Source organism: Streptomyces sp. NPDC048473 (assembly GCF_043200155.1).
Classification (GTDB): Bacteria; Actinomycetota; Actinomycetes; order Streptomycetales; family Streptomycetaceae; genus Streptomyces.
On record NZ_JBICXE010000019.1, the window covers coordinates 38619 to 64623 of the forward strand.

General features: G+C 69.7%; 24 protein-coding genes and 3 pseudogenes. 13 read left to right on the forward strand and 14 right to left on the reverse strand.

What is annotated here, in order from left to right; genetic code table 11:
- The first annotated feature begins 209 nt into the window (after positions 1-209).
- The 5 genes and pseudogenes from ACGFU7_RS27000 to ACGFU7_RS27020 all read left to right on the forward strand — a co-directional run bounded on the left by ACGFU7_RS27000 (position 210) and on the right by ACGFU7_RS27020 (position 5601).
- The gene (locus tag ACGFU7_RS27000) at positions 210-959 is read left to right on the forward strand and encodes a TnsA-like heteromeric transposase endonuclease subunit (protein ID WP_393698972.1); all 750 of its coding nucleotides are present in this window, start codon (positions 210-212) and stop codon (positions 957-959) included.
- Positions 959-3021, forward strand: a pseudogene (locus ACGFU7_RS27005) (Mu transposase C-terminal domain-containing protein). Before ACGFU7_RS27000 ends, ACGFU7_RS27005 begins: the two are co-directional and overlap by 1 nt.
- A complete protein-coding gene (locus ACGFU7_RS27010) occupies positions 3006-4061 on the forward strand; it encodes an AAA family ATPase (protein ID WP_393698973.1) in 1056 nt (351 codons plus the stop codon). Before ACGFU7_RS27005 ends, ACGFU7_RS27010 begins: the two are co-directional and overlap by 16 nt.
- A gap of 356 nt (positions 4062-4417) precedes the next feature.
- The gene (locus tag ACGFU7_RS27015; RefSeq protein WP_393698975.1) at positions 4418-4702 is read left to right on the forward strand and encodes a hypothetical protein; all 285 of its coding nucleotides are present in this window, start codon (positions 4418-4420) and stop codon (positions 4700-4702) included.
- 113 nt (positions 4703-4815) lie between these two features.
- Positions 4816-5601 (forward strand): alpha/beta fold hydrolase, encoded by a 786-nt coding sequence (locus ACGFU7_RS27020; protein ID WP_393698977.1) that lies wholly within the window; start codon positions 4816-4818, stop codon positions 5599-5601.
- Positions 5602-6011: 410 nt separating this feature from the next.
- On the opposite strand, the gene ACGFU7_RS27025 is transcribed toward ACGFU7_RS27020, so the two are convergent.
- The gene (locus ACGFU7_RS27025; RefSeq protein WP_393698979.1) at positions 6012-6743 is read right to left on the reverse strand and encodes an SDR family oxidoreductase; all 732 of its coding nucleotides are present in this window, start codon (positions 6741-6743) and stop codon (positions 6012-6014) included.
- A 95-nt stretch (positions 6744-6838) separates the two neighbouring features.
- On the opposite strand from ACGFU7_RS27025, the gene ACGFU7_RS27030 reads away from it, so the two are divergent.
- From ACGFU7_RS27030 to ACGFU7_RS27050, 5 genes and pseudogenes are all read left to right on the forward strand, one after another.
- A complete protein-coding gene (locus ACGFU7_RS27030; RefSeq protein ID WP_393698981.1) occupies positions 6839-7687 on the forward strand; it encodes a LysR family transcriptional regulator in 849 nt (282 codons plus the stop codon).
- Between the two features lie 109 nt (positions 7688-7796).
- Positions 7797-7988: pseudogene (locus ACGFU7_RS27035) on the forward strand (hypothetical protein); the annotation flags it as partial.
- A gap of 94 nt (positions 7989-8082) precedes the next feature.
- The gene (locus ACGFU7_RS27040) at positions 8083-8832 is read left to right on the forward strand and encodes a LysR family substrate-binding domain-containing protein (protein WP_393698983.1); all 750 of its coding nucleotides are present in this window, start codon (positions 8083-8085) and stop codon (positions 8830-8832) included.
- Between the two features lie 67 nt (positions 8833-8899).
- On the forward strand, positions 8900-9484 hold the full coding sequence (locus ACGFU7_RS27045) for an MFS transporter (RefSeq protein WP_393698985.1): 585 nt from the start codon (positions 8900-8902) through the stop codon (positions 9482-9484).
- 83 nt (positions 9485-9567) lie between these two features.
- The gene (locus ACGFU7_RS27050; protein ID WP_393698987.1) at positions 9568-11097 is read left to right on the forward strand and encodes a helix-turn-helix domain-containing protein; all 1530 of its coding nucleotides are present in this window, start codon (positions 9568-9570) and stop codon (positions 11095-11097) included.
- A gap of 138 nt (positions 11098-11235) precedes the next feature.
- Here the strand turns inward: ACGFU7_RS27050 and ACGFU7_RS27055 are convergent.
- From ACGFU7_RS27055 to ACGFU7_RS27070, 4 genes and pseudogenes are all read right to left on the reverse strand, one after another.
- Positions 11236-11490, reverse strand: a pseudogene (locus tag ACGFU7_RS27055) (hypothetical protein); the annotation flags it as partial.
- A gap of 95 nt (positions 11491-11585) precedes the next feature.
- Positions 11586-12410 carry a hypothetical protein gene (locus ACGFU7_RS27060; RefSeq protein WP_393698989.1) on the reverse strand — a complete coding sequence of 275 codons (825 nt, stop codon included), beginning with the start codon at positions 12408-12410 and terminating at the stop codon, positions 11586-11588.
- A 277-nt stretch (positions 12411-12687) separates the two neighbouring features.
- A complete protein-coding gene (locus ACGFU7_RS27065; protein WP_393698990.1) occupies positions 12688-13173 on the reverse strand; it encodes a DUF5994 family protein in 486 nt (161 codons plus the stop codon).
- Positions 13174-13234: 61 nt separating this feature from the next.
- The gene (locus tag ACGFU7_RS27070) at positions 13235-13828 is read right to left on the reverse strand and encodes a DUF5994 family protein (RefSeq protein ID WP_393698992.1); all 594 of its coding nucleotides are present in this window, start codon (positions 13826-13828) and stop codon (positions 13235-13237) included.
- Positions 13829-14062: 234 nt separating this feature from the next.
- On the opposite strand from ACGFU7_RS27070, the gene ACGFU7_RS27075 reads away from it, so the two are divergent.
- The gene (locus ACGFU7_RS27075; RefSeq protein WP_393698993.1) at positions 14063-14881 is read left to right on the forward strand and encodes a helix-turn-helix domain-containing protein; all 819 of its coding nucleotides are present in this window, start codon (positions 14063-14065) and stop codon (positions 14879-14881) included.
- Positions 14882-14926: 45 nt separating this feature from the next.
- On the opposite strand, the gene mnhG is transcribed toward ACGFU7_RS27075, so the two are convergent.
- The 9 genes from mnhG to ACGFU7_RS27120 all read right to left on the reverse strand — a co-directional run bounded on the left by mnhG (position 14927) and on the right by ACGFU7_RS27120 (position 23357).
- On the reverse strand, positions 14927-15280 hold the full coding sequence (mnhG, locus tag ACGFU7_RS27080) for a monovalent cation/H(+) antiporter subunit G (protein ID WP_393698995.1): 354 nt from the start codon (positions 15278-15280) through the stop codon (positions 14927-14929).
- A complete protein-coding gene (locus tag ACGFU7_RS27085; protein ID WP_393698997.1) occupies positions 15277-15639 on the reverse strand; it encodes a monovalent cation/H+ antiporter complex subunit F in 363 nt (120 codons plus the stop codon). Before ACGFU7_RS27085 ends, mnhG begins: the two co-directional genes overlap by 4 nt.
- Positions 15636-16259 carry a Na+/H+ antiporter subunit E gene (locus tag ACGFU7_RS27090; RefSeq protein WP_393698998.1) on the reverse strand — a complete coding sequence of 208 codons (624 nt, stop codon included), beginning with the start codon at positions 16257-16259 and terminating at the stop codon, positions 15636-15638. The genes ACGFU7_RS27085 and ACGFU7_RS27090 overlap by 4 nt, the downstream gene beginning before the upstream one ends.
- Complete coding sequence (locus tag ACGFU7_RS27095) at positions 16256-17911, reverse strand: Na+/H+ antiporter subunit D (RefSeq protein ID WP_393699000.1); 1656 nt, start codon at positions 17909-17911, stop codon at positions 16256-16258. Before ACGFU7_RS27095 ends, ACGFU7_RS27090 begins: the two co-directional genes overlap by 4 nt.
- Positions 17908-18513, reverse strand: coding sequence for a Na(+)/H(+) antiporter subunit C (locus tag ACGFU7_RS27100; protein ID WP_393699002.1), 606 nt, complete (start codon positions 18511-18513; stop codon positions 17908-17910). The genes ACGFU7_RS27095 and ACGFU7_RS27100 overlap by 4 nt, the downstream gene beginning before the upstream one ends.
- Positions 18510-21437 (reverse strand): Na+/H+ antiporter subunit A, encoded by a 2928-nt coding sequence (locus ACGFU7_RS27105; protein ID WP_393699003.1) that lies wholly within the window; start codon positions 21435-21437, stop codon positions 18510-18512. The genes ACGFU7_RS27100 and ACGFU7_RS27105 overlap by 4 nt, the downstream gene beginning before the upstream one ends.
- A 146-nt stretch (positions 21438-21583) precedes the next feature.
- A complete protein-coding gene (locus ACGFU7_RS27110; RefSeq protein WP_393699005.1) occupies positions 21584-21835 on the reverse strand; it encodes a hypothetical protein in 252 nt (83 codons plus the stop codon).
- Complete coding sequence (locus ACGFU7_RS27115) at positions 21832-22233, reverse strand: RidA family protein (RefSeq protein ID WP_393699006.1); 402 nt, start codon at positions 22231-22233, stop codon at positions 21832-21834. Before ACGFU7_RS27115 ends, ACGFU7_RS27110 begins: the two co-directional genes overlap by 4 nt.
- Positions 22230-23357 (reverse strand): acyl-CoA dehydrogenase family protein, encoded by a 1128-nt coding sequence (locus ACGFU7_RS27120; protein ID WP_393699008.1) that lies wholly within the window; start codon positions 23355-23357, stop codon positions 22230-22232. The genes ACGFU7_RS27115 and ACGFU7_RS27120 overlap by 4 nt, the downstream gene beginning before the upstream one ends.
- Before the next feature lie 126 nt (positions 23358-23483).
- Between ACGFU7_RS27120 and ACGFU7_RS27125 the strand changes: the two genes are divergently transcribed.
- Positions 23484-25085: an AMP-binding protein gene (locus ACGFU7_RS27125; RefSeq protein ID WP_393699010.1), complete on the forward strand. Its 1602-nt coding sequence runs from the start codon at positions 23484-23486 to the stop codon at positions 25083-25085.
- Between the two features lie 49 nt (positions 25086-25134).
- Positions 25135-25956, forward strand: coding sequence for a GNAT family N-acetyltransferase (locus tag ACGFU7_RS27130; protein ID WP_393699012.1), 822 nt, complete (start codon positions 25135-25137; stop codon positions 25954-25956).
- Positions 25957-26005: the final 49 nt, after the last annotated feature.

A 26005-nucleotide genomic window follows, 5' to 3' on the forward strand; every position in this document is an offset into this window, starting at 1 on the left:
CGGTCATGCGCGGGCGGCGCTGTGCTGTCTCATCGAAGGCTGATCGATCTCATCGAAGACGGATGACTGACGGTTTCGTCTCACCGAAGTTTGAGTGGCCCTTCACTCGCGCGAGGGGTTTCACTGCATCTGACCTAGCTGGATCCCATAACACTGGAGAGTCTGACTCTTCACAGTGTGAGTGGATACGGGGTCGGCAGGGGTGGCTGGTGGGAGAGCTCGCGGATAGGTACGCGGATTCGGCATTGGGTTCGTTTGACCTGGACTTCTACGAGGGCGGCACGCGGGTTCGTCGTCCTCTGAGGGCCAGCTGGAACTCGCGCTTCGAGCGGGTGGACCCGGTGCGTTCGTTCCGATGGGCCAAGGGCGGGGAGAGCTTCGCGGGCTGGCACTGGTCGGCGACGACGGATGACCACATCGGGTACGAGTCATGGTTGGAGCGAGACCGGCTGATCCTCCTCGACGCCGATCCGAGTGTGAGGGGGATCGCCTCGCAACCCTTCTGGCTCCACTGGAATGACGGCTCGCGCAAGCGTCGTCATGCCCCGGATTACTTCGTGCGGCTCGCGGACGGCCGTGGCCAGGTCGTCGATGTCCGCGCCGGTGACCGGATCGACGAGGCAACCGCGGGTGCCTTCGAGGCGACGGAGCGGGCCTGTCGCGCAGTGGGCTGGCAGTTCGTACACGTCGGTGTCCCGGATCCGGTGCTGATGGCGAACATGCGATGGCTGTCGCGCTATCGCAGGCGTCGGTGTGGCGGCCGTCGGGATGTTGCCGACCGGCTGGTCTGCGTCTTCGACGAACCGGCTCCGCTGCTGGCGGGAGCCGTGGAGGCCGGCGCCCCTCTCCTGGTGCTGCCGGTGTTGTTCCACCTGCTGTGGTGCCGCGTACTGGAGGCGGATGTGGCCTCGCGGCTGTTGGCGTCGGACAGCGTGGTTCACACGACAAAGGGGCGATGATGGGCCATTTGCTTCGCCCGAAAGGTCTCGCGGTCGGTGAGCGGGTGCGGTTCGACGGGCAGATCCGCGTGGTGTTGGCGGTGTCGGGCCGCTCGATCACTCTCTCGGACATGTGCGGCGAGTCTCGGGTGGTGCCGCCGGCTTTGCTGTTCGCCGATGACGGCTTCGTGGTCGTCGACAGTTCCGGCCGGATGCCCCTGCCGCCGGTGTCCCTGCTAGAGACGTTGCCGCAGCCGGTGTTGGAGAAGGCCTTGTGGTGGGAGGGCCACATCCTGGAGGTCCTGCACGGGCTGCCGCCGGATGCCCCTCAGGACACGGAGGCGAAACCGGAGTACAGCCCGACCCGGTCGCTCACCGCGCGGGAGGGGGCCAAGGCCTCCGAACTGACTGTCGGCGGGTACAAGGTGAGTGCAAGCACCGTCGGCAAGAAGCGTCGTCGCTACGAGAGGAGCGGGGTTCTCGGACTGGCGGATCACCGTCCAGTGCGCAAGACGCCCAAGTACGGGACCGTGGATGATGCGGTGGTCGCAGCGATGCGACAGGCGATCAGCGAGGCCGTGGACGCCTCCACCCGCACGGGCACGTTCCTTCTGTGGCGGACCGGCGAAATCCTCAAGAGCAATGACGAGGACCGGGGGACCCAGCTACCCTCCCGCGCCACGCTCTACCGGTTGCTGGACAAACTCGCTTCCGGCACCCACACCACCGGTTCCGCTGTGACCCGCAGGTCACGGGCGCACGGGGCGAAAGCTCCGTTCGGCGAATTGCCGGCCTTCGCGCCCGGCGAGGTGATGCAGATCGACTCCACACCGTTGGATGTGCTGGTCCGCCTCGACGATGGCGTCACGGGCAAGGTCGAGCTCACCGGCATGATCCATGTCGCGACGCGAACAGTGACCGCAGCGGTGCTGCGGCCCACGACGAAGTCGGTGGATGCAAGCGTGCTGCTGGCCCGCACGGTCACGCCGGAGGTGATGCGGCCGGGCTGGATCGATGCCCTGCGGATGTCCCGTTCTGTGCTGCCGCACCGGCGGCTGTTGAGTATCGACGAGCGTCTGGAGCACGCGGCTGCGCGGCCGGTGATCGTGCCGGAGATGATCGTCTGCGATCACGGCAAGGCCTTCATCTCCCGCAACTTCCTCGCCTCCTGCCGGTTCCTGGAGATCGATATCCAGCCTGCTCACAAGGGTTCCCCCTTCGAGAAGGGGCACATCGAGAAGATGCTGAACTCAGTGGGCACTCTGTTCACTCAGTTCCTTTCGGGCTTCACGGGCCACAACACCGATCGCCGCGGCCGGAACCTGGACAAGCAGCCGCTGTGGCCTCTGCTGGAACTGCAGGAGCTGCTGGACGAGTGGCTCGTCGCCAAGTGGCAAAACCGCCAGCATGATGGGCTGCGCGATCCGTCCCACCCGGGCAGGTCGTTCACGCCGAACGAGAAGTACGCGGCCCTCGTCGAGGCCTGCGGCTACGTTCCGGTCGCGCTCAGCGGTGACGACTACGTCGAACTGCTGCCTGCTGTCTGGCGGGTGGTCAACGACTACGGGATCAAGATCAAGCGCCGCACCTACGACAGCCCCGAGCTGACCCCCTTCCGTCGGCAGCACTCCGGCGTCACAGCGAAGAAGGGGCTCTGGGAGGTCCATCACGACCCCTACGACGTGTCCCGGATCTGGGTACGCAACCATCACGCCGACGCCAAGTGGATCCAGGCCACCTGGAAGCACCTGCGGCGGGTTCCCGTCCCCTTCGGCGAACTAGCCTGGGACCACGCCAGCCAAGGCTTGCCCAAGGCCACCGAAGCCGAGATCGCCGACGCGGTTTCCGCCCTCCTGGCCAAGGCCCATGCCGGGCCCGATCAACCGGCGAAGCCGAAACGTACTGCCCGGGAGAAGCGGGTCGCCGCCCGCACCCGGGCCGCAGGTCCCAGTACCTCCGTTCCCCGGCCGGATCCCGCACCGCCCGCCGAGCCGGAGACATCCACGGCCGGGGACGAACCACTCGCCGAGGTGATCCCGCTGGGTTGTTTGATCCGCTGGAAGATCCATGGAGGCGAAAGTGACCGATCCGAGCCCCGCAGCAGGCACGGCTCTGGAGGCTGCGGACGACGAAGCCGGGCTCCACCTGACCACGCGCGAAGGATGGCACCGCTTCACCGCCGAACCACCCTCCCCGCCAATGCTGTTGACCACTGATGCGCGCGCCGCACTCTCGGATCTTGAACGGGACATCGACCACGAGGCCCGGCTCGATCACCACGCCCGGCTGCTCGTGGTCGCCACTTCCATCGTCCGCCACACCGTGACCTGCGGACGACGTCTGGTGCTGCTGAACCGGCACGCGATCAGCGCCCGCCGCGGGCTGATCGTCTCCGGGCCCGCCGGAACCGGCAAAACCATCGCCATCACCCAGCTCGGACGCTCCCACGAACTCCTGGACCGCGCCCGCCACCCACATGCCCCTGGCCGGATCCCGGTCGTCTACATCACCGTCCCGCCCGCCGCGACCGCCCGCATGGTCGCCGCCGAGTTCGCCCGCTTCCTCGGCCTTCCAGTCCACCGCCGTTCGAACATCACCGACCTCATCAAGGCTGCCGTCGGCGTCTGCACCGACGCTCGGACCGGCCTGGTCCTAGTCGACGAACTGCACAACGTCTCGCTGACCAGCCGCACCGGCGCCGAAGTCGCCGACACCCTCAAGTACTTCTCTGAACGCATACCCGCGACCTTCATCTATGCCGGCATCAACATCGAGCACGAGAACCTGCTCTCCGGAACTCGCGGGGCCCAGATCGCTGGACGCTTCACGCTCATCCCCACCCACGCGTTCCCTTACGGCACCGAGTGGCAGGGCTTGGTCGCAACCCTGGAGAACACCTTGTTGCTGCACCAACATCGCCCCGGAACCCTGGTCACGCTCGACCGCTACCTGCACGACCGGACTGGCGGCATGATCGGGGCGCTCTCCCATGCCATCCGCGGGGCTGCGATCGACGCGATCCTCACCGGCACCGAGAAGATCACCAAGAAGTCACTGGAAGCGATTCCACTGGACCACACCGCCCAGAACGCTTCAGCTCTGTCGACGGCGACCAGTCGGTGACATCTGAGCTGCCTGACCGGATCGCCCGGCTCCCCGTCAATGTCCGCCCGCAGCTCGGCGAGATAACCGACCCATACATCCGACGGCTGGCCCGAGCTAACCACCTCAAGCCCAGCTACCTGCACTGTTTCCTCTGCGGACCGCCCTTCTGGGTCGGGAAACCCCAAATCGAACGGCTCGCTGCTGTCTCAGGACGCTCCACGGCAGCCCTGCAGCACGCACTCTCCGATGCCAGCTCTCCCCGAGGCCGCGCTAAGCCGAGCCCTCGCACCCTCCGCCTCCACCAGCACAAAGCTCTCACCCGTCACCGGGTCGACCAAACAGTTCTCATCCAGCACGATGCGCTGGACGGGAGCATGACCGTCCGCGCCATCTCAGCGGAATGGGAGGTCCCCCGCTGGCTGGTCCGCCGCGTCCTGAACTCCTCACTCTTCCCCGCTCGCAGCACGCGCCGACGACGCACCGCCCTCGACGACCAGGCCCAGGGACTGATCGCCGCAATGATCAACAAGGGCATGGGCGCCAAGGAGATCTGGACCGAGCTCATGGACATCCACGACATCTCAGTGTCGATCGCAAACCTGCAGATCATGGCCAGCAAGCAACGCCGCTCGGCTCAGAACCAGCAGCGGCGGCTCTGACAGCGGCCAGCGTGATTTCCCCGTGTACGGCCACTTAGCTCGGTGACTGCGGGTGACGAGTACGGGCCGACTCGGAGCTACGGGGAGTGAGTAGTCACGTAGGCTCGCTGGCCATGGACGACCGTGTGCGGGGCAGCTTCGAGGTGAACGGGCGCAGACTCTCCTATCTCGATTTCGGCGGGCCCGGCCCGGTTCTGATTGCTCTGCACGGGCATTTCAGCGAGGGCGCGGATTTTGCTCCGCTAGCCGAGCGGCTGGACTCCCAATGGCGTGTGATCGCGCTCGACCAGCGAGGGCATGGCGAGTCCGATCAGGCCGCCGACTACGAGCGCAGCAGCTACGTCGGCGACGTCACGGCCTTCCTCGACCACCTCGGGCTGGCGGAGGTCGCACTGCTCGGTCATTCCCTTGGCGGCGTGAACGCCTACCAGTTCGCCGCCCGGCATCCCGACCGCGTCACGGCGCTCATCGTCGAGGACATCGGAGCGGTCTGCGACATCGACCTGACCTTCGCGAAGAACCTGCCCGACCGCGTCGCGACCCGAGACGGGCTCTTCGGGGCCCTGGGCACCGCCGCGCCGTACTTGGAGATAACCTTCAGGGAGCGAGCAGAAGGCTGGGGCTTCTCCTTCGACGCGGCGGACACGGTCCGGTCCCAGCAAGCACTGTCCGGTGACCATTGGCACGATTGGTTGAGCGTGCGATGCCCGACCCTGCTGATCCGGGGCACGCGCAGCGATGAACTGTCGGCCCCCCACGCCCGCGACATGGCAGCGAATCGATCGATCCGTCTCATCGAGCTGCCCGCCGGACACGTCGTTCACCACGACCAGCCCGACGCCTTCGCCGAATGCGTACGGCGGTTCCTAGCCCCCGTCGACAGCATCACCACCCCATAGCTCGCTGGCTCTGTCGCGCGGATCGCAATCGCCATGCCTGCGCGGATCGGCCGGGCCGATTGTGCCATTACAACCAGTGGCAACCGCGGCCAGTTGACTCCCCATCAACTGGCCGCTATCAGGCTCTCCCCTGACAGCGCAAAGGCATCATGTGCCGTGACACGGTAGATGGAACCATGGGGGTGCGGTGACCTTGCGATCCGGATCCCGTAGGTCACGCTTGTTGGAACCACATGGTCACGCTGCTTGCAACCTGCGGTGAATTGCCATTCATGTTGGAACCATTAGCAGTACGCAGCGCTGCCCCGGGCGCCGAAGCGTTGGCCGGGACGGCCGCCACAGTCGATGAACCTGTTCGAGACGCGCGGGCGAAGCCGCCTCACCCCGGCGGGTGATGACCGCCGTGCACTTCACCAGGGCACGATGCCGGCGTCCTCGAAGAACTTGCCGGTCGGGCCGTCGTCGGGCAGGGTCGCCAGCTTGATGGCGATCGCCGCGCCCTGTTCGGGGGTGCGCACGCCACGGAAGCCGTTGAGGTCGGTCGCGACGTAGCCGGGGCAGCCCATGTTGATCAGGATGTTCGTGCCGCTCAGCTCCCGGGCGTATTGCAGGGTGACGGCATTCAGGAACGTCTTCGACGGCGAGTACGCCACGGCCACCGGACCCGCCGTCAGCTCAGCGGCGGTTCCTGACTGCCGGGTGAGGGAGCCGACACTGCTGGACATGTTCACGATCCGCGGCGAGGCGGAGCGGCGCAGCAAAGGCATCATCACGTTGGTGACGCGGATGACGCCGATCACGTTGGTCTCCACGACCGTCCGGATGGTGGCGGGATCGACCCGAGTGGGCTCCTGCGGCATCCCGCCGGTGATGCCGGCGTTGTTGACGAGCACGTCAAGGCGCCCCGCCTGTTCCTCGATCAGCCGCGCGGCGGCGGTCACGCTCGCGTCGTCGGTCACGTCCAGTGGTACGCCGAACGCGTCGACGCCGGCCGCGCGCAGTTGCTCCACCGCTGCCTCACGGCGCCGATCGTCTCGGGCGCCGACGCCGACGCTCCAGCCGAGGGCGCCCAGGCCCGCGGCGATCTCGTAGCCAATTCCCTTGTTCGCGCCGGTGACCAGCGCAATCGTTCGTTCACTCATAGGGACCATGCTGCCCTCGGACCCCGCCAGGGGTCCAAGACCGATCCGATGGTCAACGATACCGGCAGGGTATTGATCCGGGGTAGCGTGGCTGCATGGAGACCCGGGAACTGCGGTATTTCGTCGCCGTCGCCGAAGAGCTGCACTTCGGGCGCGCAGCGCAGCGACTCGGGATCGCGCAGCCGCCCTTGTCACGGGCCATCCAGCAGCTCGAACGCCGGCTCGGGGCAGCGCTGCTGGATCGGACCAGCCGCACCGTCACGCTGACCGAGGCCGGCTCAGTGCTGTTGGTCGAGGGTCGGGCGGCCCTCGACGCGGTCGACGCCGCCGAGCGCCGGACTCGCCGCGCCGCCCTTTCCACGACCGGCCATCCCGGCCTGGTCCTGGTGACGAAAGCCAGCGCGTCCCGCGAACTGCTGGCGAAACTGCTCGACGCGTACGCCGCCGAACCCGGCGCAGTCCCCGTCGATGTCATCCTGTGCGGCCCGGCCGAGCAGGAACGACTCCTACGCGAGGGCCGGGCCGACGTGGCGCTGCTGCACCGGCCGTTCGACTCGACGGCCGGGTTCCACACCGAAGAGCTCAGCACGGAGAGCCAGGTGGTGGTCCTGCCGGCCGGGCATCCGCTCACCGTCCGCGCCCATGTGCACATGGTCGACATCACCTGCCTGCCAGGCCTGCCTCTGCCACGCTGGCCCGACCCCGACGGCACCTATCCGCCCGGCCCCGGCCCGCAGGTCCGCGACCACGCACAGTTGCTGCAGCTCGTCGCGCTCGGCCGGGCCTGCGCGGTCTCACCGGAGTCGTGCCGAGCCCAACTACACCGTGACCTCGCCGCCGTGCCCGTGCTGGACGCGCCGAAAGTCACCACCGTCATCGCCTGGCCCCCGCACAGCCGGTCCAGAGCCGTCGCCGACCTTGTCCGGACTGCGACACGTCTCTAGTAGTTCCAACATGCCTGGCCAGGTTCCACCTATCGTGGCCCGGCTCACATCATGATCCGGATCGCTCCAGCTTCGATGAGACGAGCTCCACCTTCAGTGAGACAGGACAGTGCCGTCCCCTGTCGCCGAACCGGTCCGGGCGTCGGTCCGCCCGAGAGGTACCGTCGGCCGACTGCTGGAACGACTGGAGATCGAGAGCTTCCTGACACTCGCCGCCGAGCTGCACTTCGGCCGTACGACCGAGCGGCTGCACGTCTCGCGCGCCAGGGGCAGCCAGACGATCCGGAGTCTGGAATGCCGCATCGGCGCTCCCCTCTTCGAGCGGACCAGGCGCACCGTTCACCTCACACCCCTCGGCCGTCGGCTGCACGAGGAGATGGAGCCCGGCTATCGGCGTGTCGAGCAAGGGTGTGGCGCGGGCGCAGGCCGAGGCGCAGGGCGTCGCAGGGGTGCTGCCGGCCGGGGACCTGGGAAGCGCGGCCGGGGAGTTCGTGATGGATGCGACACGGGCCCTCGGCCGCCTCCATCCGGACACGGAGGTGCGGATCCACGAGACGCAGCTCAGCGACCTGCTCGGCCCGCTCCGCACCGGCCGGGTCGACGTCCTGGTCACCCGGTTCCCGGTCGCGGAGTCCGACCTGACCCGTGGTCCTGTCGTACTCCGGGTGCCCCGGATGCTCGCGGTCCCGGCCAATCACACGCTCGCCAAGCGGCATTCGGTGTCGCTGGAGGACCTGGCGCGAGACCGGGTGTTCGCGTGCTCCGGCGACGTACCGGACTACTGGCAGAGGCACCTCGCGCCGCCGCACACCCCGAGCGGGCAGCCGGCGCGACGGGGCAGATCGGCTGCGACGCTGCAGGAGACCCTCGCCATGGCCGGCACGGGGCAGGGCATCTCGCCCGTCGGCGCCGATGTCGCGGCGCACCACACACCGAGAGGGGTGGTGTACGTGCCGTTCAGCGACGCGGAACCGGTGGAGTACGGGCTTGTGTGGCGTACGGCGGGCGAGACGGCGCGGGTGCGGGCCTTCATCGCGGCGGCCACAGAACTGGCCACCGACCCGAAGGAGACAGGTCTGGAGGCCACAGACCCGCAGGACACAGGCCTGGAGGCCACTGGGCCGGCGCCGACCGCCGATCGGTAAGCCGGGCTCACCGATCGTTGCGCAGACGGGAGCTGTTCCCGGCGCGCAGCGGCGCGAGCCTGAGGACGTGACGAACCATCTCTCAGCCACCCCGCCCCGTACCCAAGCGCCCGCCCGTGCCCGAAGAGCAGGCACTGCGTCCCTGTCGGCCCTCGCCCTGGGAGCCTTCGCCGTCGGCATCACCGAGGTGGTCATCGCCGGGCTGCTCCCCGAGGTGGCCACGGACTTCGGGGTCTCGCTGCCCACGGCGGGCCTGCTCGTGTCGGGTTACGCCCTGGGCATGGTGGTGGGCGCCCCACTCCTCACGGTCCTGGGAGCGAACGTCCCCCGCAAGCAGGTGCTGCTCTGGCTGGTCGCCCTCTTCATGGCGGCCGGCCTGCTCAGCGCGCTCGCCCCCGGATACGAAGTGCTGCTCACCGGACGGGTGTTGTCCGCCCTCGCGGGCGGTGCCTACGTAGGGACCGCCGCAGTCCGTCAGGCCCGCGCTGTTCCCCGGCCTCGGTTCGGCCCACTCGGCGAGTGGGACCGGGTCGGGGCCGGCGTCGTCCACCCCGGACGGACGTACACCGCGCGCCGTCGCGGCGATCCGGGCGGACGATGGAACGCACGGTGCGCCGTAGCCCGCACCTTTCACGCGCATCCGGCTGCGTAACAACCGTGCCTCCACACGCAGCCGTCACCCGAACACCACACCCCGCCACAGGTCTCATCTCATATCTGAGATAACCTTTCGCCATGTCAGACGATTATCTCGTACGCATAGGCAAGCTCATCCGTGACGCCCGCCAGCACCGGGGCTGGACACAGAGTCAGCTCGCCGAGGCGCTCGCCACCAGCCAGAGCGCCGTCAATCGCATCGAGCGCGGCAACCAGAACATCAGCCTTGAGATGATCGCGCGCATCGGTGAGGCACTCGACAGCGAGATCGTGTCGCTCGGCTACGCCGGGCCCATGCACCTGCGGGTGGTCGGGGGGCGCCGGCTCTCGGGCTCCATCGACGTCAAGACGAGCAAGAACGCGTGCGTGGCACTGCTCTGCGCCTCGCTGCTCAACAAGGGCCGTACGGTGCTGCGCCGGGTGGCCCGCATCGAGGAGGTCTACCGGCTTCTGGAGGTGCTGAACTCCATCGGCGTGCGGACCAGGTGGATCAACGAGGGAGTCGATCTGGAGATCGTCCCGCCCGCCCGGCTCGACATGGACGCCATCGACGCGGACGCCGCCCGCCGGACCCGTTCCATCATCATGTTCCTCGGTCCGCTGCTGCACCGGATGGACTCGTTCAAGCTTCCGTACGCGGGCGGCTGCGACCTCGGTACGCGGACCATCGAGCCGCACATGATCGCGCTGCGCCGGTTCGGGCTGGAGATCGCCGCGACCGAGGGGCTCTACCACGCCCAGATAGACCACTCGGTCAAGCCCGACCGTCCCATAGTGCTGACCGAGCGCGGGGACACCGTGACCGAGAACGCACTGCTGGCCGCCGCCCGGCACGACGGCACGACCGTCATCCGCAACGCATCCTCCAACTACATGGTCCAGGACCTGTGCTTCTTCCTGGAGGCACTGGGCATACGCGTGGACGGCATCGGTACGACCACACTGGCCGTGCACGGCGTTCCGCACATAGACGTGGACGTCGACTACTCCCCCTCCGAGGACCCGGTCGAGGCGATGAGCCTCCTCGCCGCCGCCGTGGTGACGGAATCCGAGCTGACGATCCGCCGGGTACCGATCGAGTTCCTCGAGATCGAGCTCGCGGTGCTGGAAGAGATGGGCGTCGACTGCGACCGTACGACGGAGTACGCCGCCGACAACGGCCGTACCCGGCTGGTCGACCTCACGGTCCGCCCCTCCAAGCTGGAGGCGCCGATCGACAAGATCCACCCCATGCCGTTCCCCGGGCTCAACATCGACAACGTGCCCTTCTTCGCGGCCATCGCCGCCTCGGCCCAGGGCCAGACCCTCATCCACGACTGGGTCTACGACAACCGGGCCATCTACCTCACCGATCTGAACCGCCTCGGCGGAAGGCTGCAGCTCCTGGACCCGCACCGGGTACTGGTCGAGGGCCCGACCCGATGGCGCGCCGCCGAGATGATGTGCCCGCCCGCGCTTCGGCCCGCCGTGGTGGTGCTGCTCGCCATGATGGCGGCGGAGGGCACCTCCGTACTGCGCAATGTGTATGTCATCAACCGCGGTTACGAGGAGCTGGCGGAGCGGCTCAACTCCGTGGGCGCGCAGATCGAGATCTTCCGGGACATCTGACGAGCCAACGCCGCCGCACCCCGCCTGACCTGCGAGGAAGCGGGTCAGGAAGCGGTGCGGCGGCGTCCGTGGGACTGGGGGTGCCGGTTCGGCGGACCAGACGACGAGTTGCCGGTCGGGGTCGCCGGCACAGGCGGGAGCGTCCCGGTCGAGGGTCAGTCCGCCGGCGACGGGCTGGCGCAGCACCTTGCCGCCCTTTTCCCGGGCGGCCACGTGGTGGCGGCGTTCGCCTTCGACGCCTTCCACCTGGCGGAGGTTCTGCTGACGCAGCCGCTGCAGGTCATCGTCGGCAGCGTGCCGGGCGGATTCGGTTCGTACCGGGACGGATTCGAGCTCTTCGACCGAGCACAATCCGATAAGAAGGACATTTTCGTCGTCGAAGGTGCGAGCCACTACGACCTGTACGACAAGCCGGAATGTGTCGACAAGGCGCTCGGAAGGCTCGAATCCTTCTTCAAGGAGAATCTCCAGGAGGGTGCCGGGCCGGCTTACGGACGGCTCTGGTGGCCGACGTCGCGGACGAGGTCCAGGCCGAGGACGCGGTCGAGATGGGCGAAGGTCTCGAACTTGGCACCGGCCGGCACATCGGACCGTCCCGCCACATCGGCCAGCAGATCCAGTACGGCGTCGACACCGAGATCGTCGACGAGCGCCGCATGTGACTGTCGCAGCAGGTCGGCGGGGATCGGCCTGGACGGCTCCTGCGCCCAGTCGGCCACCTGCCGGCGCCATTGCCGCAGTGTCCGCCGGGCGTCGGCCAGCGCTCCACCGGTGACCGTGACAGGTGTGCCGTAGGGGCGGCCGAGCAACAGCAGGCGCACAGCCAGTGGATCGGCGACCTCCGGTACGAGTACGTCCGGAAGATCCGGGGAGAGAAGGTGGCCGGGGTCGGGGACGCCCTCTTCCAGCGGCGCCGTGCTGACCTGCCCCACATCGATCCGGGCTCCGCCCATGGCGTCGTCCGTGTCGGTGCCCTGGGCGACCACGTGTACGTCGGCGGGGCCGCCGAGTGCCCCGTCCGGATGGTGGCCTGCGACGACGACGGGCGGATGGATGCCGAGCACCGCCATGACGCGGTCGAGCGCCCGGGCCTGATCGTGTGTCAGGTCGGGAGTGGTGAGGACCGTGACGACCTGCAGGCCGTTCAGCTCCGCGGTGCGCGCCAGTACGTCACCGATCAGCGGCACACGCAGGTACACCGGACCGACCCCGGCGCCGATGGCCGGCAGATGGACGCAGCTGCGCAGCAGGCGGCGCGGTGCGGCGGGGATCCCCACGGGGTGACCGGTGCGGGTGTCGGCGATACGCAGCATGTTCGGAGGCTAGTCGCGGGCGACACCCGCGCGTGGGAGAAACCGGTCGGGGCGGCGGTGTTGCGAAACACGGAGCAGCACGTGGGGCAGGGATGACGCGCCCGCGCCACTTCAGCCCGCCCACACCATTTGATGCTTTACGACAGAAATGTCCCCTCGGCGTATCATGGGATTTGGGTTGGTGCACTCTCACGTGCACGGCCCGGAAGGGCGGCCCCGGCGCGTATTGCCGGGGTCGTTGTCGTACAGACCGCGGCGACGGGCGCAGGACTCCCGGCTACGTGGCGGCGATGTCGGCGGCGTCGAGAATCTGCTCTGCCGATGTGCAGTTACCGTCCCGTACCGCCATGATCATCGCGGTGTGTGCGGCCGAGGCGGAGGCCTGCGGCGGGATCACCAGGAACGAGAAGTGGTCCTGATGGCCGCGGGTGATGATCATGGTGCTGTCGTCGACGGCGGACCAGTCGATACGAATCCTGCGGTCGCCGATGTCCAGGTGTCCCGGGGCTTCGTCCCAGGCACTCGCGTCCAGGCCGACCCGTGCGATGGGGCCCAGCTTGGCCGTCAAGGCGTCGATCAGGTCGGGCAACTGGCTTTTGATGTCACGGGAGCGCGGCCACCATGCGCCGTCGAAGAACCCGGCCCGGCTGGAGGTCGTCTCCATCCGCAGTACAGCGCTGCCGGGAACCACCGGCTGATCGCCGCCGTCCGAGGTGTCCGGGAGGAGCTGGAGAAGCGCCGGAGTACGTGCATCGGCAGTCATGGGTTGCCACCTGTCCGGAGATCCCCCTGCTGGAGTCGGCCGCCCTTGATGCCGATGGTCTTCACGCACCTGCGCCCGGGACCGTTCCCTCGGGAACGGCTCGTCGGGCGGGCGGCGTCCAGGGAGCCGCGCCGTGGCCGCCCTCGGAGTCCCAGACCAGTTCCCGGGTCGAGTCCCAGTCGGCCTCGGCCGCGAACCGGAAGAGCTCCGCCTCCCGCATCAGACCGCTGGCGGTGAGAACCCGCAGAGGATCGGTGGCTGCCGTCATCAGCCGGGCAGCTGTGGCCTGGCTGGTTTCCGGCGGGATCACCAGCAGGTCCCAGCGACCGGTCGTGTAGGAGAGCAGCAGGAGTTTATGGGGGTCCTGTTCGGCCTCGAACCAGCCGACATGGACGAGATGCCCGGCGACGCGCACCTTGCGCGGGACGACCGGCCAGAACGTGGGATTCACGGTGACGCGGGTGATCCGGCCCCACAGCGGATCGAGTACAGCCGTCAGCGACGGCAGTTCCGCCGTCAGGTCGCGGGAGCGGGGCCACCATGCACCGTCGACCAGAGCCGGATGGGTACCGGCAGGCGCGAGCCTGAGTCGGAGTGGCAACGAAGAAGGGGTCCGGTCCTGGACCGCGGGCGTGTACTGAATGGTCGCGGTCATGACGCGAACCCTGCCCCGGGCCGGTCTTGACCGGCCCGGTGTCGTGAATCGCCGAGAGCGGCACCAACCTGAAAGCGGGTGCACGAATTGTCCTCGGTAGCTCCAGGATACTCCCGGCCTGGCCCTGTCGTTCCGCTGCCGCAGGGCCATGGGCCGTGTCCGGGAGAAGCGGTTGCCGCGCCGGGGACGCGGTCTTGAAGAAACACGACACCGCGGCCTCGTTAGCATGGTTCCGTGACTCGGCCGACCGATCAGGACACCCGCGGCATCGTCGACCCGCGCGCCGGATTCGAGCATTTCGAGCTGACCCGGCACCTGCCCTCACCCGACCTGGCCTGGGCGGTGGACTGCTACTGGGTCGTTCGCTGGGACATGCCGGACGGGGAGTCCTACGAGCAGCGCGTGATCCAGCACGCCGCCGTACATCTGGTGTTCGAGGCCGGTGCCGCCACGATCGAGGCCATTTCGCCGCACGAGTTCGTGCGGCGGCTGGAGCGCCGTGGTCAGGTCTTCGGCGTCAAATTCCGGCCGGCGGGGTTCCGGCCCTTCCTACGCGACCGGGTGTCGGCCGTCACCGGGCAGCGGTTCGCGGCGTCGGCCGTGTTCGGCGCCGAGGCCGACGACTTGGCACGTGTGCTGGCCGGGGCCGACGACGTGAACGGGTCGACGGCCGTCGTCGAGACCTTTCTCCGTTCCCTGGACGCACAACCGCTGCCCGCGACCGGGCCGTTGAACGCCGTGGTCGGCCTCATCGTCGCCGACCGGTCCCTGACCAGGGTCGGCGATCTCGCCGAGCGGCTGGGAATGAGCACACGGAAGCTGCAACGGCTGTTCGCCGACCATGTGGGCCTCAGCCCGAAGTGGGTCATCAACCGGTGCCGGATCCACGAGGCCGCGGAAGCGGCCATGCGCCGGGCGTCCGTCGACTGGGCGGAGCTGGCCACCGAACTCGGTTACAGCGACCAGTCCCACCTCGTCCGCGACTTCACCGCCACCGTGGGCACGTCCCCGGACCAGTACACCCGCCGGGCCGCGCGAACCCCGACGGGCTGACCGTCACCCCCGCCGCACGTTCAGGACGCCGGCAACGGGAGAGTGTCAGCGCTCCTCGGTCAACTGCTCGTCCAGTTCGTCGAAGAGCAGCTCGCTGTGGTCGGTCTGGCCGGTCCGGTAGGCGGATCGCGCCACCAGGTGGGCGGCGACCGGGCCGGTCATCAGCTGGAAGAAGCCGATCAGCGCGAGCGTGGCGAGATCCATGCCGCTGCGCAGCCGCAGGGCCACCCCGGCAAGGACCAGGAGCATGCCGAGGGTCTGCGGTTTGGTGGCGGCGTGGCTGCGGGACAGCACGTCCGGCAGCCGCAGCATCCCGATCACACCAAGCAGACAAATGGCCGCACCGATGAAGACCAGTACCGCACCGGCCGTGTCGAGGATCTGGAGCCAGACATTCACCGTGCTTCCCCCTCGGTCCCGTCGCTGCCGTCGCGTCTGTCGCTGCTTTCGGATCGGTCCGCACCGCGCCGCAGCGCCGGCCGGTCGCGTGCGGCGATGAAGCGGGCGATGCCGACCGACCCCGTGAACCCGAGAAAGGCCAGCACCAGCATGATCGGGAAGTAGAACGAGTCACGCGCGAAGGCGGATTTGGCGCCGAGGCCGGCGATGATGAGGGCGGCGCACACATCCAGCGAGATGGCCCGGTCCAGCATGGAGGGGCCTCGCCAGATCCGGGTGAGGAGCCCGGCCCCGGCGATGATGATCACGACGACGGCCGCGGTGAGCAGCACCCGGTCGACGGTCTCCGTCACACTCATGCGCCGTCCCCCCTGTCGTGCCTGATCGGTGGAGGTGGTCCGGCGACGCGGGCGATCTCGTCGGGAGTGCCGAAGGCCCGTACGGTCAGCTCCTCGAGCCGCCAGACGGAGTGCCGCGCCGCGTCGAGTACGGCGGGTCTGTCCGCGTCGAGGACATGCAGGAAGACGGTGGCCGTGGCGCGGCGTACCTCGACGACCGATCCGCCGGGCACGTTCGACACGGCGACGGCGGTGGCCGCGAGCATCAGGTCGGAGCGGCAGCGCAGCGGTACGGCGATGACGGCGGCCCGGTGCGGATGGTCCATGAAGATCTGCCGGGTGACCCGTACGCCCGAGGTGTACATGTCGTAGAGCAGATAGCCGGCGAGCATCAGGATGCCCCAGGGGTGCAGGCGGAGTCCGAGGTCGACCCGGGGCAGCGGGAAGGCCAGGCAGACGGCGACCGCGACGAGCACGCCGGTCAGTACGTTGGCCCAGTTCAGGCTGGACCACAGCAGCACCCAGATGAAGGTGAGCCAGGCGATCAGCGGAAGGTCGAGCACGCGTCCCCGCCCGCCGAACTCACAGCTGAAGGGCGGCAGGTCCTTGTTCCGGAAGGACAGCGTGATCAGGCGTTTCACCGGCCGAGCACCGCCTCGACATAGGGGGCGCGTGCGAGGAGTTCGGCGGCCGCGCGGTCGGTGTAGGAGGTCAGTGGTCCGGCGAACACGGTGAAGGCGAGTCCGAGGGCGACGGCTGCCGCGGTGGCCGCAGTCATCGGCCGCGGCAGTTTCGTGGTGGTGGTGACGGCGTGTCCGTGCAGGGTGGCCGCGACCGCGCGCCCGGCGGGCTGATGGCGGGGGCGGACCGGTTCGTCGCCGCTGCCCGGGATGTGGTCGGGGTCCTCGTCGGCGTCGCTGTCGTCCTCGTCGGAGTCGGACTCCAGGACGGTGCCGTCCGCGGCCTGACCGGGGGGCGCGGCCCGCCAGAAGGCCAGGTTCCAGACCTTGGCCATCACGTACAGCGTGAGGAGGCTGGTCACGGCCGACCCGATGACGAGGATCCACGCCCAGACGCTGCCGTCGGCGACACCGGCCCGCATCAGCCCGAGCTTGCCGATGAATCCGGACAGCGGCGGGATGCCGGCCAGGTTCATGGCAGGTACGAAGAAGAGGACGGCGAGCAGCGGTGCGGCCTTGGCCAGTCCGCCGATCCGGGTGAGTTCGGTGGTGCCGCCCCGGCGTTCGATCAGCCCTGCCACCAGGAACAGCGTGGTCTGGACGGTGATGTGGTGGGCGACGTAGACGATCGCGCCGCCGTACGCGTCCCGGGTGGCGAGGCCGATACCGAAGACCATGTAGCCGATGTGGCTGATGAGGGTGAAGGAAAGCAGCCGTTTCAGGTCGGTCTGGGCGACGGCTCCGAGGATGCCGACGACCATCGAGGCGAGCGCGGCGGCCATCAGCAGGTCGCCGAGCCGGTTGCCGGGGAAGAGCAGGGTCTCCGTACGCAGCATGCAGTAGACACCGACCTTGGTGAGCAGACCGGCGAAGACCGCGGTGACGGGGGCGGGCGCGGTCGGATACGAGTCGGGGAGCCAGGCGGCGAGCGGGAAGACGGCGGCCTTGATGGCGAAGACCGTGAGCAGCATCGCCTGGATCAGGGTCTGTACCCCGAGCGGGAGTTCGGTGAGTCGTCCGGCCAGCTGGGCGAAGTTGGCGGTGCCGGTCGCCGCGTACGTCATGGCGATGGCGGTGAGGAACAGCATCGACGAGAACAGCGAGATGATCACGTAGGTGGAGCCTGCGCGGACGCGGGGTCCGGTGCCGCCGAGGGTGAGCAGGACGAAGCTGGCGACCAGCATGATCTCGAAGCCGACATAGAGGTTGACGAGGTCACCGGCGAGGAAGGTGCAGGAGACCCCGGCGACCAGGATCAGGTACGCGGGGTGGAAGACCGCCACGGGCGTTTCCTCGTCCCGGTCGGCCATGCCCTGGCCGAGGGAGTAGACCAGCACGCAGAGCGTGATGGCTGAGGAGACGGTCAGCATCAGCCCGGACAGCCGGTCGGCGACCAGGGTGATGCCGAGCGGTGGTGCGAAGTCGCCGAGGTGGACGGAGAGCGGGCCACGGGTGTCGGCGACGATCATCAGAGTGAGGGAGAGTCCGAGTACGGCGGTGAGCACGGCGACGCTGATGAGGCGCTGGACCTGCTTGAGCCGGGTGCCGAAGGCGAGGCTCAGGCCGGTGGCGCAGAGCGGCAGCAGCACCGGCAGGGGGACGAGTGCGTTCATCCGGTGGCTCCTGGGTCGGCGTCGGCGGAGTGGGCCTGCTGCTGGGCGTAGTCCGCGGGGTCCGCGCCCAGTACGTCGTGCCAGAGGTCTCCGGCGGCGTACCGGCCGCGGGCCTGCAGAGCGCGGTCGGCGCGCAGCCTGGCCCGCAGGCGGCGGCGCTCCTCGCGGTACCGGGCGCGTTCCTCGTCCGTGATGTCCGAGGCGGCCCGGTACCGGTCGCGCAGTTCGTCCCGTTCCCCCAGTACCTCGGAGCGCAGTGCGATGCGCCGGTCCTCCAGGTCGTCGTGGACCTCGTCCGAGCCGGTCAGCTGATGGCCGCGGTAGGCCATGGCGAGGAGGAACGCCGTGGTGGCGAGGGTGATGACGATCGCCGTGAGCGCGATGGCCTGCGGCAGCGGGTCGGTGACCTGCCCCAGCGGAACGCCGTAGAGGAGCGGTTCCCGGCCGGCCGATCCGCTCGCGGCGAGGACGAGCAGATTGATGCCGTTGCCCGCGATCACCGCGCCGAGCAGGATGCGGGTGAGGGGCCGGGTGAGCATGAGGATGCCGCCGACCGCGCACAGCACCGCGGCGGTGGCCAGGAGCGAGAAGCTGACCGTCATCCTGGAGTGCCTCCCGTCCCGGGTGCCGCCCCCGGTGGTGTGCCGGTGCTCGCCGCGGCTGCCTTTTCCACCGCCGCTCGCTCGATCTGCCGGTCGATCTTGGCGCCGAGCGCGCGCACGATGTCCAGCACCACGCCCAGGACCAGCAGATAGACGCCGAAGTCGAAGAGGACCGGGGTGCCCACCTGGTATTCGCCGATCAGGGGCAGCCGGCCGTGGTGGGTCCAGGCGTGCAGGACCGTTCCGTCGGCGAGGCCGAGCAGGGCGACGCCGGTGGAGATGAACAGTCCGAGGCCGGTGAAGAGTCCGGGCTGCAGCGGCGCGGCCTCGGCGAGCTCGAAACGGCCGCCCGCCAGGTAGCGGGTGATCAGAGCGAGCCCGGCGACGAGCCCGGCGACGAAGCCGCCGCCCGGCATGTTCTCGGCGCAGAACAGCAGATACACCGAGAGCACCAGGATCGGGTGGAACAGCAGCCGGGCCACGACCTCGAAGACGATCGAGCGGTGCTCGGGGGCGAGCGTCGAGCCGGCCGCGAGCCAGCCGCGCTCCGGCGCCCCTTCGTCGCCCTGTGGAAGTCCCGTCATCTCGGGGGCCGTCAGCGACCAGGCGGTACGTCCCTGCAACTCTTCCCGCAGTGACGGTCCCTCGGTGCGGCGGTGCAGATAGATCAGGCTCGTCACCCCGATCGCCGCCGCGGCGAGCACGGCGGACTCCCCCATCGTGTCCCAGGCACGCAGGTCGACCAGGATGGTGGCCACGACGTCCTTGAGTCCGTGGTGGGCGGTCTCCTCCACCATGGCCGCGCCCGCAGGGGCCGCCGTGCGGGCGGCCGCCGCGACCCACACCACCACGCCGAGCGTCGCCGCCGCGGCCAGCGCCACCGGAATGCGTACGGCACGGCGCCAGGTGCTGACCGACTCCTGGAAGTGGACCGGCATCCGCCGCAGCACCAGCACGAACACAATCATCGACACGGTCTCGACGCAGAACTGGGTGAGCGCCAGGTCCGGGCCGCCCTGGACGACGAAGAGCAGCGCCGCGCCGTATCCGGTCAGCCCCGCCAGGACCACGGCCTTCATCCGGCGGCTGACGGTGAGGCAGAGGAGTGCGGCCGCGCAGGTCAGCACGGCGATGGCGCCCTGCAGCGGGACGTCCCAGACCCTCGGGGCGGCCGCCCCGCGCCAGGGCCGGTCCACGCCGAGAACGGTGAGCTGGCCGGCCAGCATCACGAGCAGGGTGGTGGCGAGGTAGACGGAGAGCGAGCCGCGCTGGACGAAGCCGGTGAGCTGGAGGGAGAGCCGTTCCAGGCCGAGCAGCAGGTGCCCGAAGACGCTGTCGGCGGTCGGCCAGGCGATCCGCCGGGAGAGCCGGGTCACGGCGGTGCGTACGACGAAGAGCACCACGCCGCCTGCCGTGGCGACGGCCGAGAGCAGGAAAGCGGTCCCGAATCCGTGCCAGAGCGAGAGATGGTACGGATGCGCGGACGGGGGGAAGGTGTCCGCGTACGCGCTGAGCAGCCGGTCGGTCCACCCGACGCCCGGTCCCAGCACCAGACCGCAGACCGCGAGCAGGGCGGGCGGCGCGAGGAACACCCAGCCGACCCGGTGCACGGGGCTGTCCTCGACCCCGGGTTTTCGGGCGAAGGCGCCCCAGACGAACCGCACGGTGTACGCGACGGTCAGCGCCGAGGCCGCGACCGTGATGCCCAGCGCCCAGTGGTCGGCGGTGTCTCCGTGCAGCAGTGCCTCGAACGCGGCCTCCTTCGCGGCGAAGCCGAGCAGCGGAGGCAGCGCGGCCATGGACGCCGCGGCCACCACCGCGACCGTGCAGACATGCGGCAGCGCCCGGCCGACACCGGAGAGCTTGCGCAGATCACGGGTGCCGGCCGCGTGGTCGACAATGCCGGTGACGAGGAACAGCGGGGCCTTGAACAGGGCGTGTCCCAGGATCATGACGGCGGCGGCCAGTGCCGCCTCCCGGTTGCCGACCCCGGCGAGCAGGGTGAGGAAGCCGAGCTGGCTGACGGTGCCGTAGGCGAGGACGAGCTTGAGGTCGTTCAGGCGCAGCGCCCGCCAGCCGCCGAGCAGCATGGTCGCGGCACCGAGGATGATCACGACGGGCCGCCAGACCGGCACGTCGGCGAAGCCGGGCGCGAGCCGGGCGACCAGGTAGACGCCGGCCTTCACCATCGCGGCGGCGTGCAGATAGGCGCTGACGGGGGTGGGTGCGGCCATGGCGTTCGGCAGCCAGAGGCTGAACGGCCAGATGGCCGACTTCGACAGGGCCCCGCACAGGATCAGTACCACCGCGACCGACACGGCGAGGCTCGCCGCGGGCGGGTCGGCGAGGATGGCGGAGATCCGGTACGTGCCCGCCGACTGACCGATGATCAGGAAGCCGACGAACATCGCGAGGCCGCCGAACGTGGTCACGGTGAGCGCCTGGAGCGCCGAGCGGCGGCTGTGTCTCTGCTCGCTGTCGTACCCGATCAGCAGGTACGAGAAGACCGTGGTCAGCTCCCAGAACACATAGAGCGAGATCAGGTCGTCGGCGAGGACCAGGGCGAGCATGGCGCCCGCGAACGCGAGGAGGTTCCCGGCGAAGCCGGCCAGCTGCGGGGTCTCGTCGGTGAAGTACGAGGCGCAGTAGAGCAGCACGAGTGTGCCGATTCCGGCCGCGAGCAGCACCATCAGCTCGGCGAGTGCGTCGAGCCGCAGATCGACGGTGACGTCGTACGCCGGCATCCACTGCCACGTCCAGGTGACCGAGCCACCGGACGCGGCCGTGTCCCACTGCGTGGCCGCCCAGACAGTGGCTGCGGCCGGTGGCAGCGCGAGCACGACGAAGGCGCGCCTGCCCAGCGCTCGTACCAGCGGGCGCGCGCAGGCGGCCAGCACGAAGTGGCAGACGATGAGCGCGGTCATACGGCCCCGGGGGGCGTCCCGCGCCCGCCCCGGTCGGGCGTCCGGGGCCTGGGCGATGCGTCACGAGCAAAGAGCACTAAATACAGATATATCCCCGACCGCGCTTCACCCGTCCGGCGCGCCGCGCCCCGCTCGGCGCGGTGGGTTCACTTGTGCTCGCCGCAGACCCCGCTGTAGTCGCAGTACGGCGTGTTCCCGGTGCGTCCGCAGCCGCACGGCATCACCCGGGTCTCCTGGCGCGGCCCCTCGGGGGTGTCCACTTCGAGGTCTCCGCGCAGATGGAGTACGCCGTCGGCGTGCAGCGAGACATGGGGCGGCACCTCCGGCTCCTCGTCCGCGCCGATCCGCGCGTTGCCGGACGGGCTCGGCGTGCCCGGCCCGTCCGGCTTCGCGTTCACGGCAGCACCGCCACCCCGTCGATCTCGACGAGCGCCTGCTCGTCCCAGAGCCTCGCCACGCCGATGACCGCCATCGCCGGATAGTCGCGGCCCGCCAACTGCCGCCAGATCCGTCCCAGTTCCCCGGCATGGGCCCGGTAGTCGGCCACATCGGTGGCGTAGACGGTGACCCGGGCCAGGTCCGCCGGGGAGCCGCCCGCCGCGCGCAGGGCGGTCAGCAGATTGGTGAGCGCCGTCGCGAACTGCTCGGGCAGGGCGGTGCCGATGACCTTGCCGTCCCGGTCGAGGGCAGTCTGCCCGGCCAGGAAGACCAGTTGGCCGCCGGTTGCCGTGACCGCGTGCGAGAAGCCGGCGGGCGGCGAGAGTTCGGCGGGGTTGATCCGGTAAACCGGACTCATGCGGACGCCTCCCGGTTCGCGTACAGCTCCTTGGCGATGATCGTGCGCTGGACCTCGCTGGCGCCCTCGTAGATCCGTGGGGCGCGGACCTCCCGGTAGAGGTGTTCGAGAAGGTGGCCGCGGCGCAGGGCGCGGGCGCCGTGCAGCTGGACGGCGGTGTCGACGACGTACTGCGCGGTCTCGGTGGCGTACAGCTTCGCCATGGCCGCGCGGCGCGGTACGCCGGACTCGCCCGCGTCGTACGCGGCGGCGGCCGCGTACACCAGGAGGCGGGCGGCCTCGGTGCGGGTGGCCATCTCGGCGACCTGGTGGGAGACGGCCTGAAGGTCCTTCAGCGGGCCGCCGAACGCGGTGCGTTCGGCGGTGTGCGCCACCGTGGCGTCGAGGGCTGCGCGGGCCATGCCGACGGCGAAGGCGCCGACGCTGGGGCGGAACAGGTTGAGGGTGTTCATGGCGACCCGGAAGCCTCGGTCAGGTTCGCCGAGCACGTCGTCGGCCGCGACCGGGACGCCGTCGAAGACCAGGGCCCCGATGGGGTGCGGCGAGAGCATGTCGAGGGCGGTGCCCGTCAGCCCGGGGCGGTCGGCGGGGACCAGGAACGCGGTGACGCCACGGGATCCGGCTCCCTGGGTCGTACGGGCGAAGACGGTGTAGAAGTCGGCCTCGGGCGCGTTGGAGATCCAGCACTTCTCGCCGGTCAGCCGCCAGCCGCCAGGGGCGTGTTCGGCGTTCAGGGCGAGGGCCGCCGCGTCGGAGCCCGCGCCCGGTTCACTGAGCGCGAAGGCGGCGACGGCACGGCCCGCGCGCACTTCGGGGAGCCAGCGTTCGCGGTGGGCCGGGGTGCCTGCCTGGAGCACGGGGTGGGTGCCGAGGCCCTGGAGGGCCAGTGCGGTTTCGGCCTCCGTGCAGCCGCGGGCCAGGGACTCGCGGAGCAGGCAGAGGTCGAGGGCGCCGGAGTTCAGCAGACGGTCGAGGAGGCCGGACTCACCGAGTGCGGCGATCAGGGGGCGGTTGACGTGGCCGGGTTCGCCTTTTTCGGCGAGGGGGCGCAGTTGCTGCTCGGCAAGGGCTCTTAGCTCTTCACACCAGGCGGTTTGTGCCGGATCGAGCGAGAATGCCGTCATACCGGCGCCTCTCTTGTCGCGTCTTGTCTTCTCTTCTTCTCGTCTTGGACCGACCGTCTTATCGCGGACCGTTGACTACCGTCACCCAAACGATACGCTCCAGAGGCGACAAGGGGGCGATCCGTCATGGACCCGAAGACCTCAGCGCACCTCGACACCTTCGCCAGGGAGCATCTGCCACCCCCGGACCAGTGGCCGGAACTGCTCTTCGACCTTCCCGAACTGCACTATCCGGCCCGCCTCAACTGCGCGGCCGAACTGCTGGACCGTGCGGTCGACCGCTTCGGCCCCGGCCGCCCCGCCTTCCGTACGCCCGACGGCGGAGTCTGGAGCTACGGGGAGCTGCGGGACCGGGTGGACCGGATCGCCCATGTCCTCACCTCCGATCTGGGGGTCGTACCGGGCAACCGTGTCCTGCTGCGCGGCCCCACCACACCCCATCTGGCCGCCTGCTGGCTCGCGGTGCTGAAGGCGGGCGCGATCGCCGTCACGGTGCTGGCGCAGCAGCGGTCCGCCGAGCTCGCCACCATCTGCTCGATCGCCAGGGTGAGCCACGCGCTGTGCGACGTCCGGGCGGTCGACGACCTGGTGAAGGCTGAGGTGGTGGGGCTGCGGATCACGGCGTACGGCGGTGACGCCCCGGACGATCTGCTGCACCTGGCCGAGGCCAGGACGGGGCCGTACCGTCCCGTGGACACGGCGGCGGACGATGTCGCACTGATCGCGTTCACCTCGGGCACCACCGGACGACCCAAGGGCTGTATGCACTTCCACCGGGATGTGCTCGCCATCGCCGACACGTTCTCGCGCCATGTCCTGCGCCCCACGTCCGACGATGTGTTCGCGGGCAGTCCGCCGCTCGGCTTCACCTTCGGGCTCGGCGGTCTGGTGGTCTTCCCGCTGCGGGCCGGTGCCAGTGCCCTGCTGCTCGAACAGTCCGGCCCGGCGCAGCTGCTGCCCGCGCTCGCCGCCCACCGTGTCTCGGTGCTGTTCACCGCGCCGACCGCCTACCGCGTCATGCTCGACCACATCGACGTGCACGATCTGAGCGCGCTGCGGCGCTGTGTCTCGGCCGGTGAGAACCTTCCGGTCGCCACCTGGCGGTCCTGGTACGAGCGGACGGGTCTGCGCATCATCAACGGCATCGGCGCCACCGAGCTGCTGCACATCTTCATCTCCGCCGCCGACGACGCGATCCGCCCCGGCACCACCGGAGTCCCCGTGCCCGGCTGGCAGGCCCGGGTGCTGGACCGCGAGGGCAGGCAGGTGCCGGACGGGGAGCCCGGACTCCTTGCCGTACGCGGTCCGGTCGGCTGCCGCTATCTCGCCGACGAACGCCAGCGGGACTATGTGGCGCACGGCTGGAATCTCACCGGCGACACCTATGTGCGCGACCCGGACGGCTACTTCCGATACGTCGCCCGCGCCGACGACATGATCATCTCCTCCGGCTACAACATCGCGGGCCCCGAGGTCGAGGACGCCCTGCTGCACCACCCCGCGGTGGCCGAGGCCGCGGTGGTGGGACGGGCGGACGAGCTGCGCGGCCAGATCGTGGCGGCGTACGTGGTGCTGCGCGAGGGCGCGGAACTGTCGGCCGACGAGCTGCGCACCTACATGAAGAGCGAGCTGGCCCCGCACAAGTGCCCGCGCGTCATCGAGTTCCTGCCCGCACTCCCCCGGACCGCCACCGGGAAACTGCAGCGCTTCCGGCTGCGGGACGACTGACCCCGGACATCCGGGTGCCTCGCTCCACGCGCACCCGGCAGGATGAGGCATGACCTGGACCTTCACTGATGACGTCGACGTCTTTCTCGACGCGGCCGGCGCTTCGCTCGCCGCCCGGCCCGCCGAGAACACCCTGGTTCTGACCGTCACCGCGACCCTGCGGCGCAGCGGCCCGCACGCCTACAGCGACGCCGCCCCGCTGCTGGGCTGGTGGCGCGGGGCGGACGGCGAGGTCGCGGGGACGCTGGTGCAGACCCCGCCGTATCCGCCGGTGCTGGGAGCCGTTGCCCCGGAAGCAGTCGGTCCGCTGGCCGCCGCGCTCCCCCTGACCGGGATCAACGCGGACCGCGCCACCGCCGAGGCGCTGGCCGCCACCTGGCCCGGCCACCGGGTCGACCAGGAGCAGCGGCTCTACCGGCTGGGGACGCTGATCCCGCCGTCCCCCGCCCCCTCGGGCCGGCCCAGGGCCGCCACCACCGCCGACCGGGAACTGCTGCTGCGCTGGCATCTCAGCTTCGCCGAGCAGGTCGGCCAGCCCACCACCCGCGCCGAACGGGTGGTGGACGAGCGCACGGCGTCCGGCGGGCTGACGCTCTGGGAGGACGGCGGCGTCCCGGTGTCGATGGCGGGCGTCTCCCCGCAGATCGCGGGCACGGTGCGGGTCGCGGCGGTCTACACACCCCCCGAGCACCGCGGCCGGGGGTACGCGGCCGCGGTGACGGCGGAGGTCAGCCGGGCGGCACGGGAAGCGGGCGCGCAGGAGGTGCTGCTCTTCACAGACCTCGCGAACCCGACCAGCAACGGCGTGTACCGGCGCATCGGCTACCGGGCGGTCTCGGACCGGCTGCTGATCAGCGCGGCGGAGCGGTGAACGAACCGCCGGAACCTGTGTCGCTGGTCGCGGTGAACGTGGTGCTGTG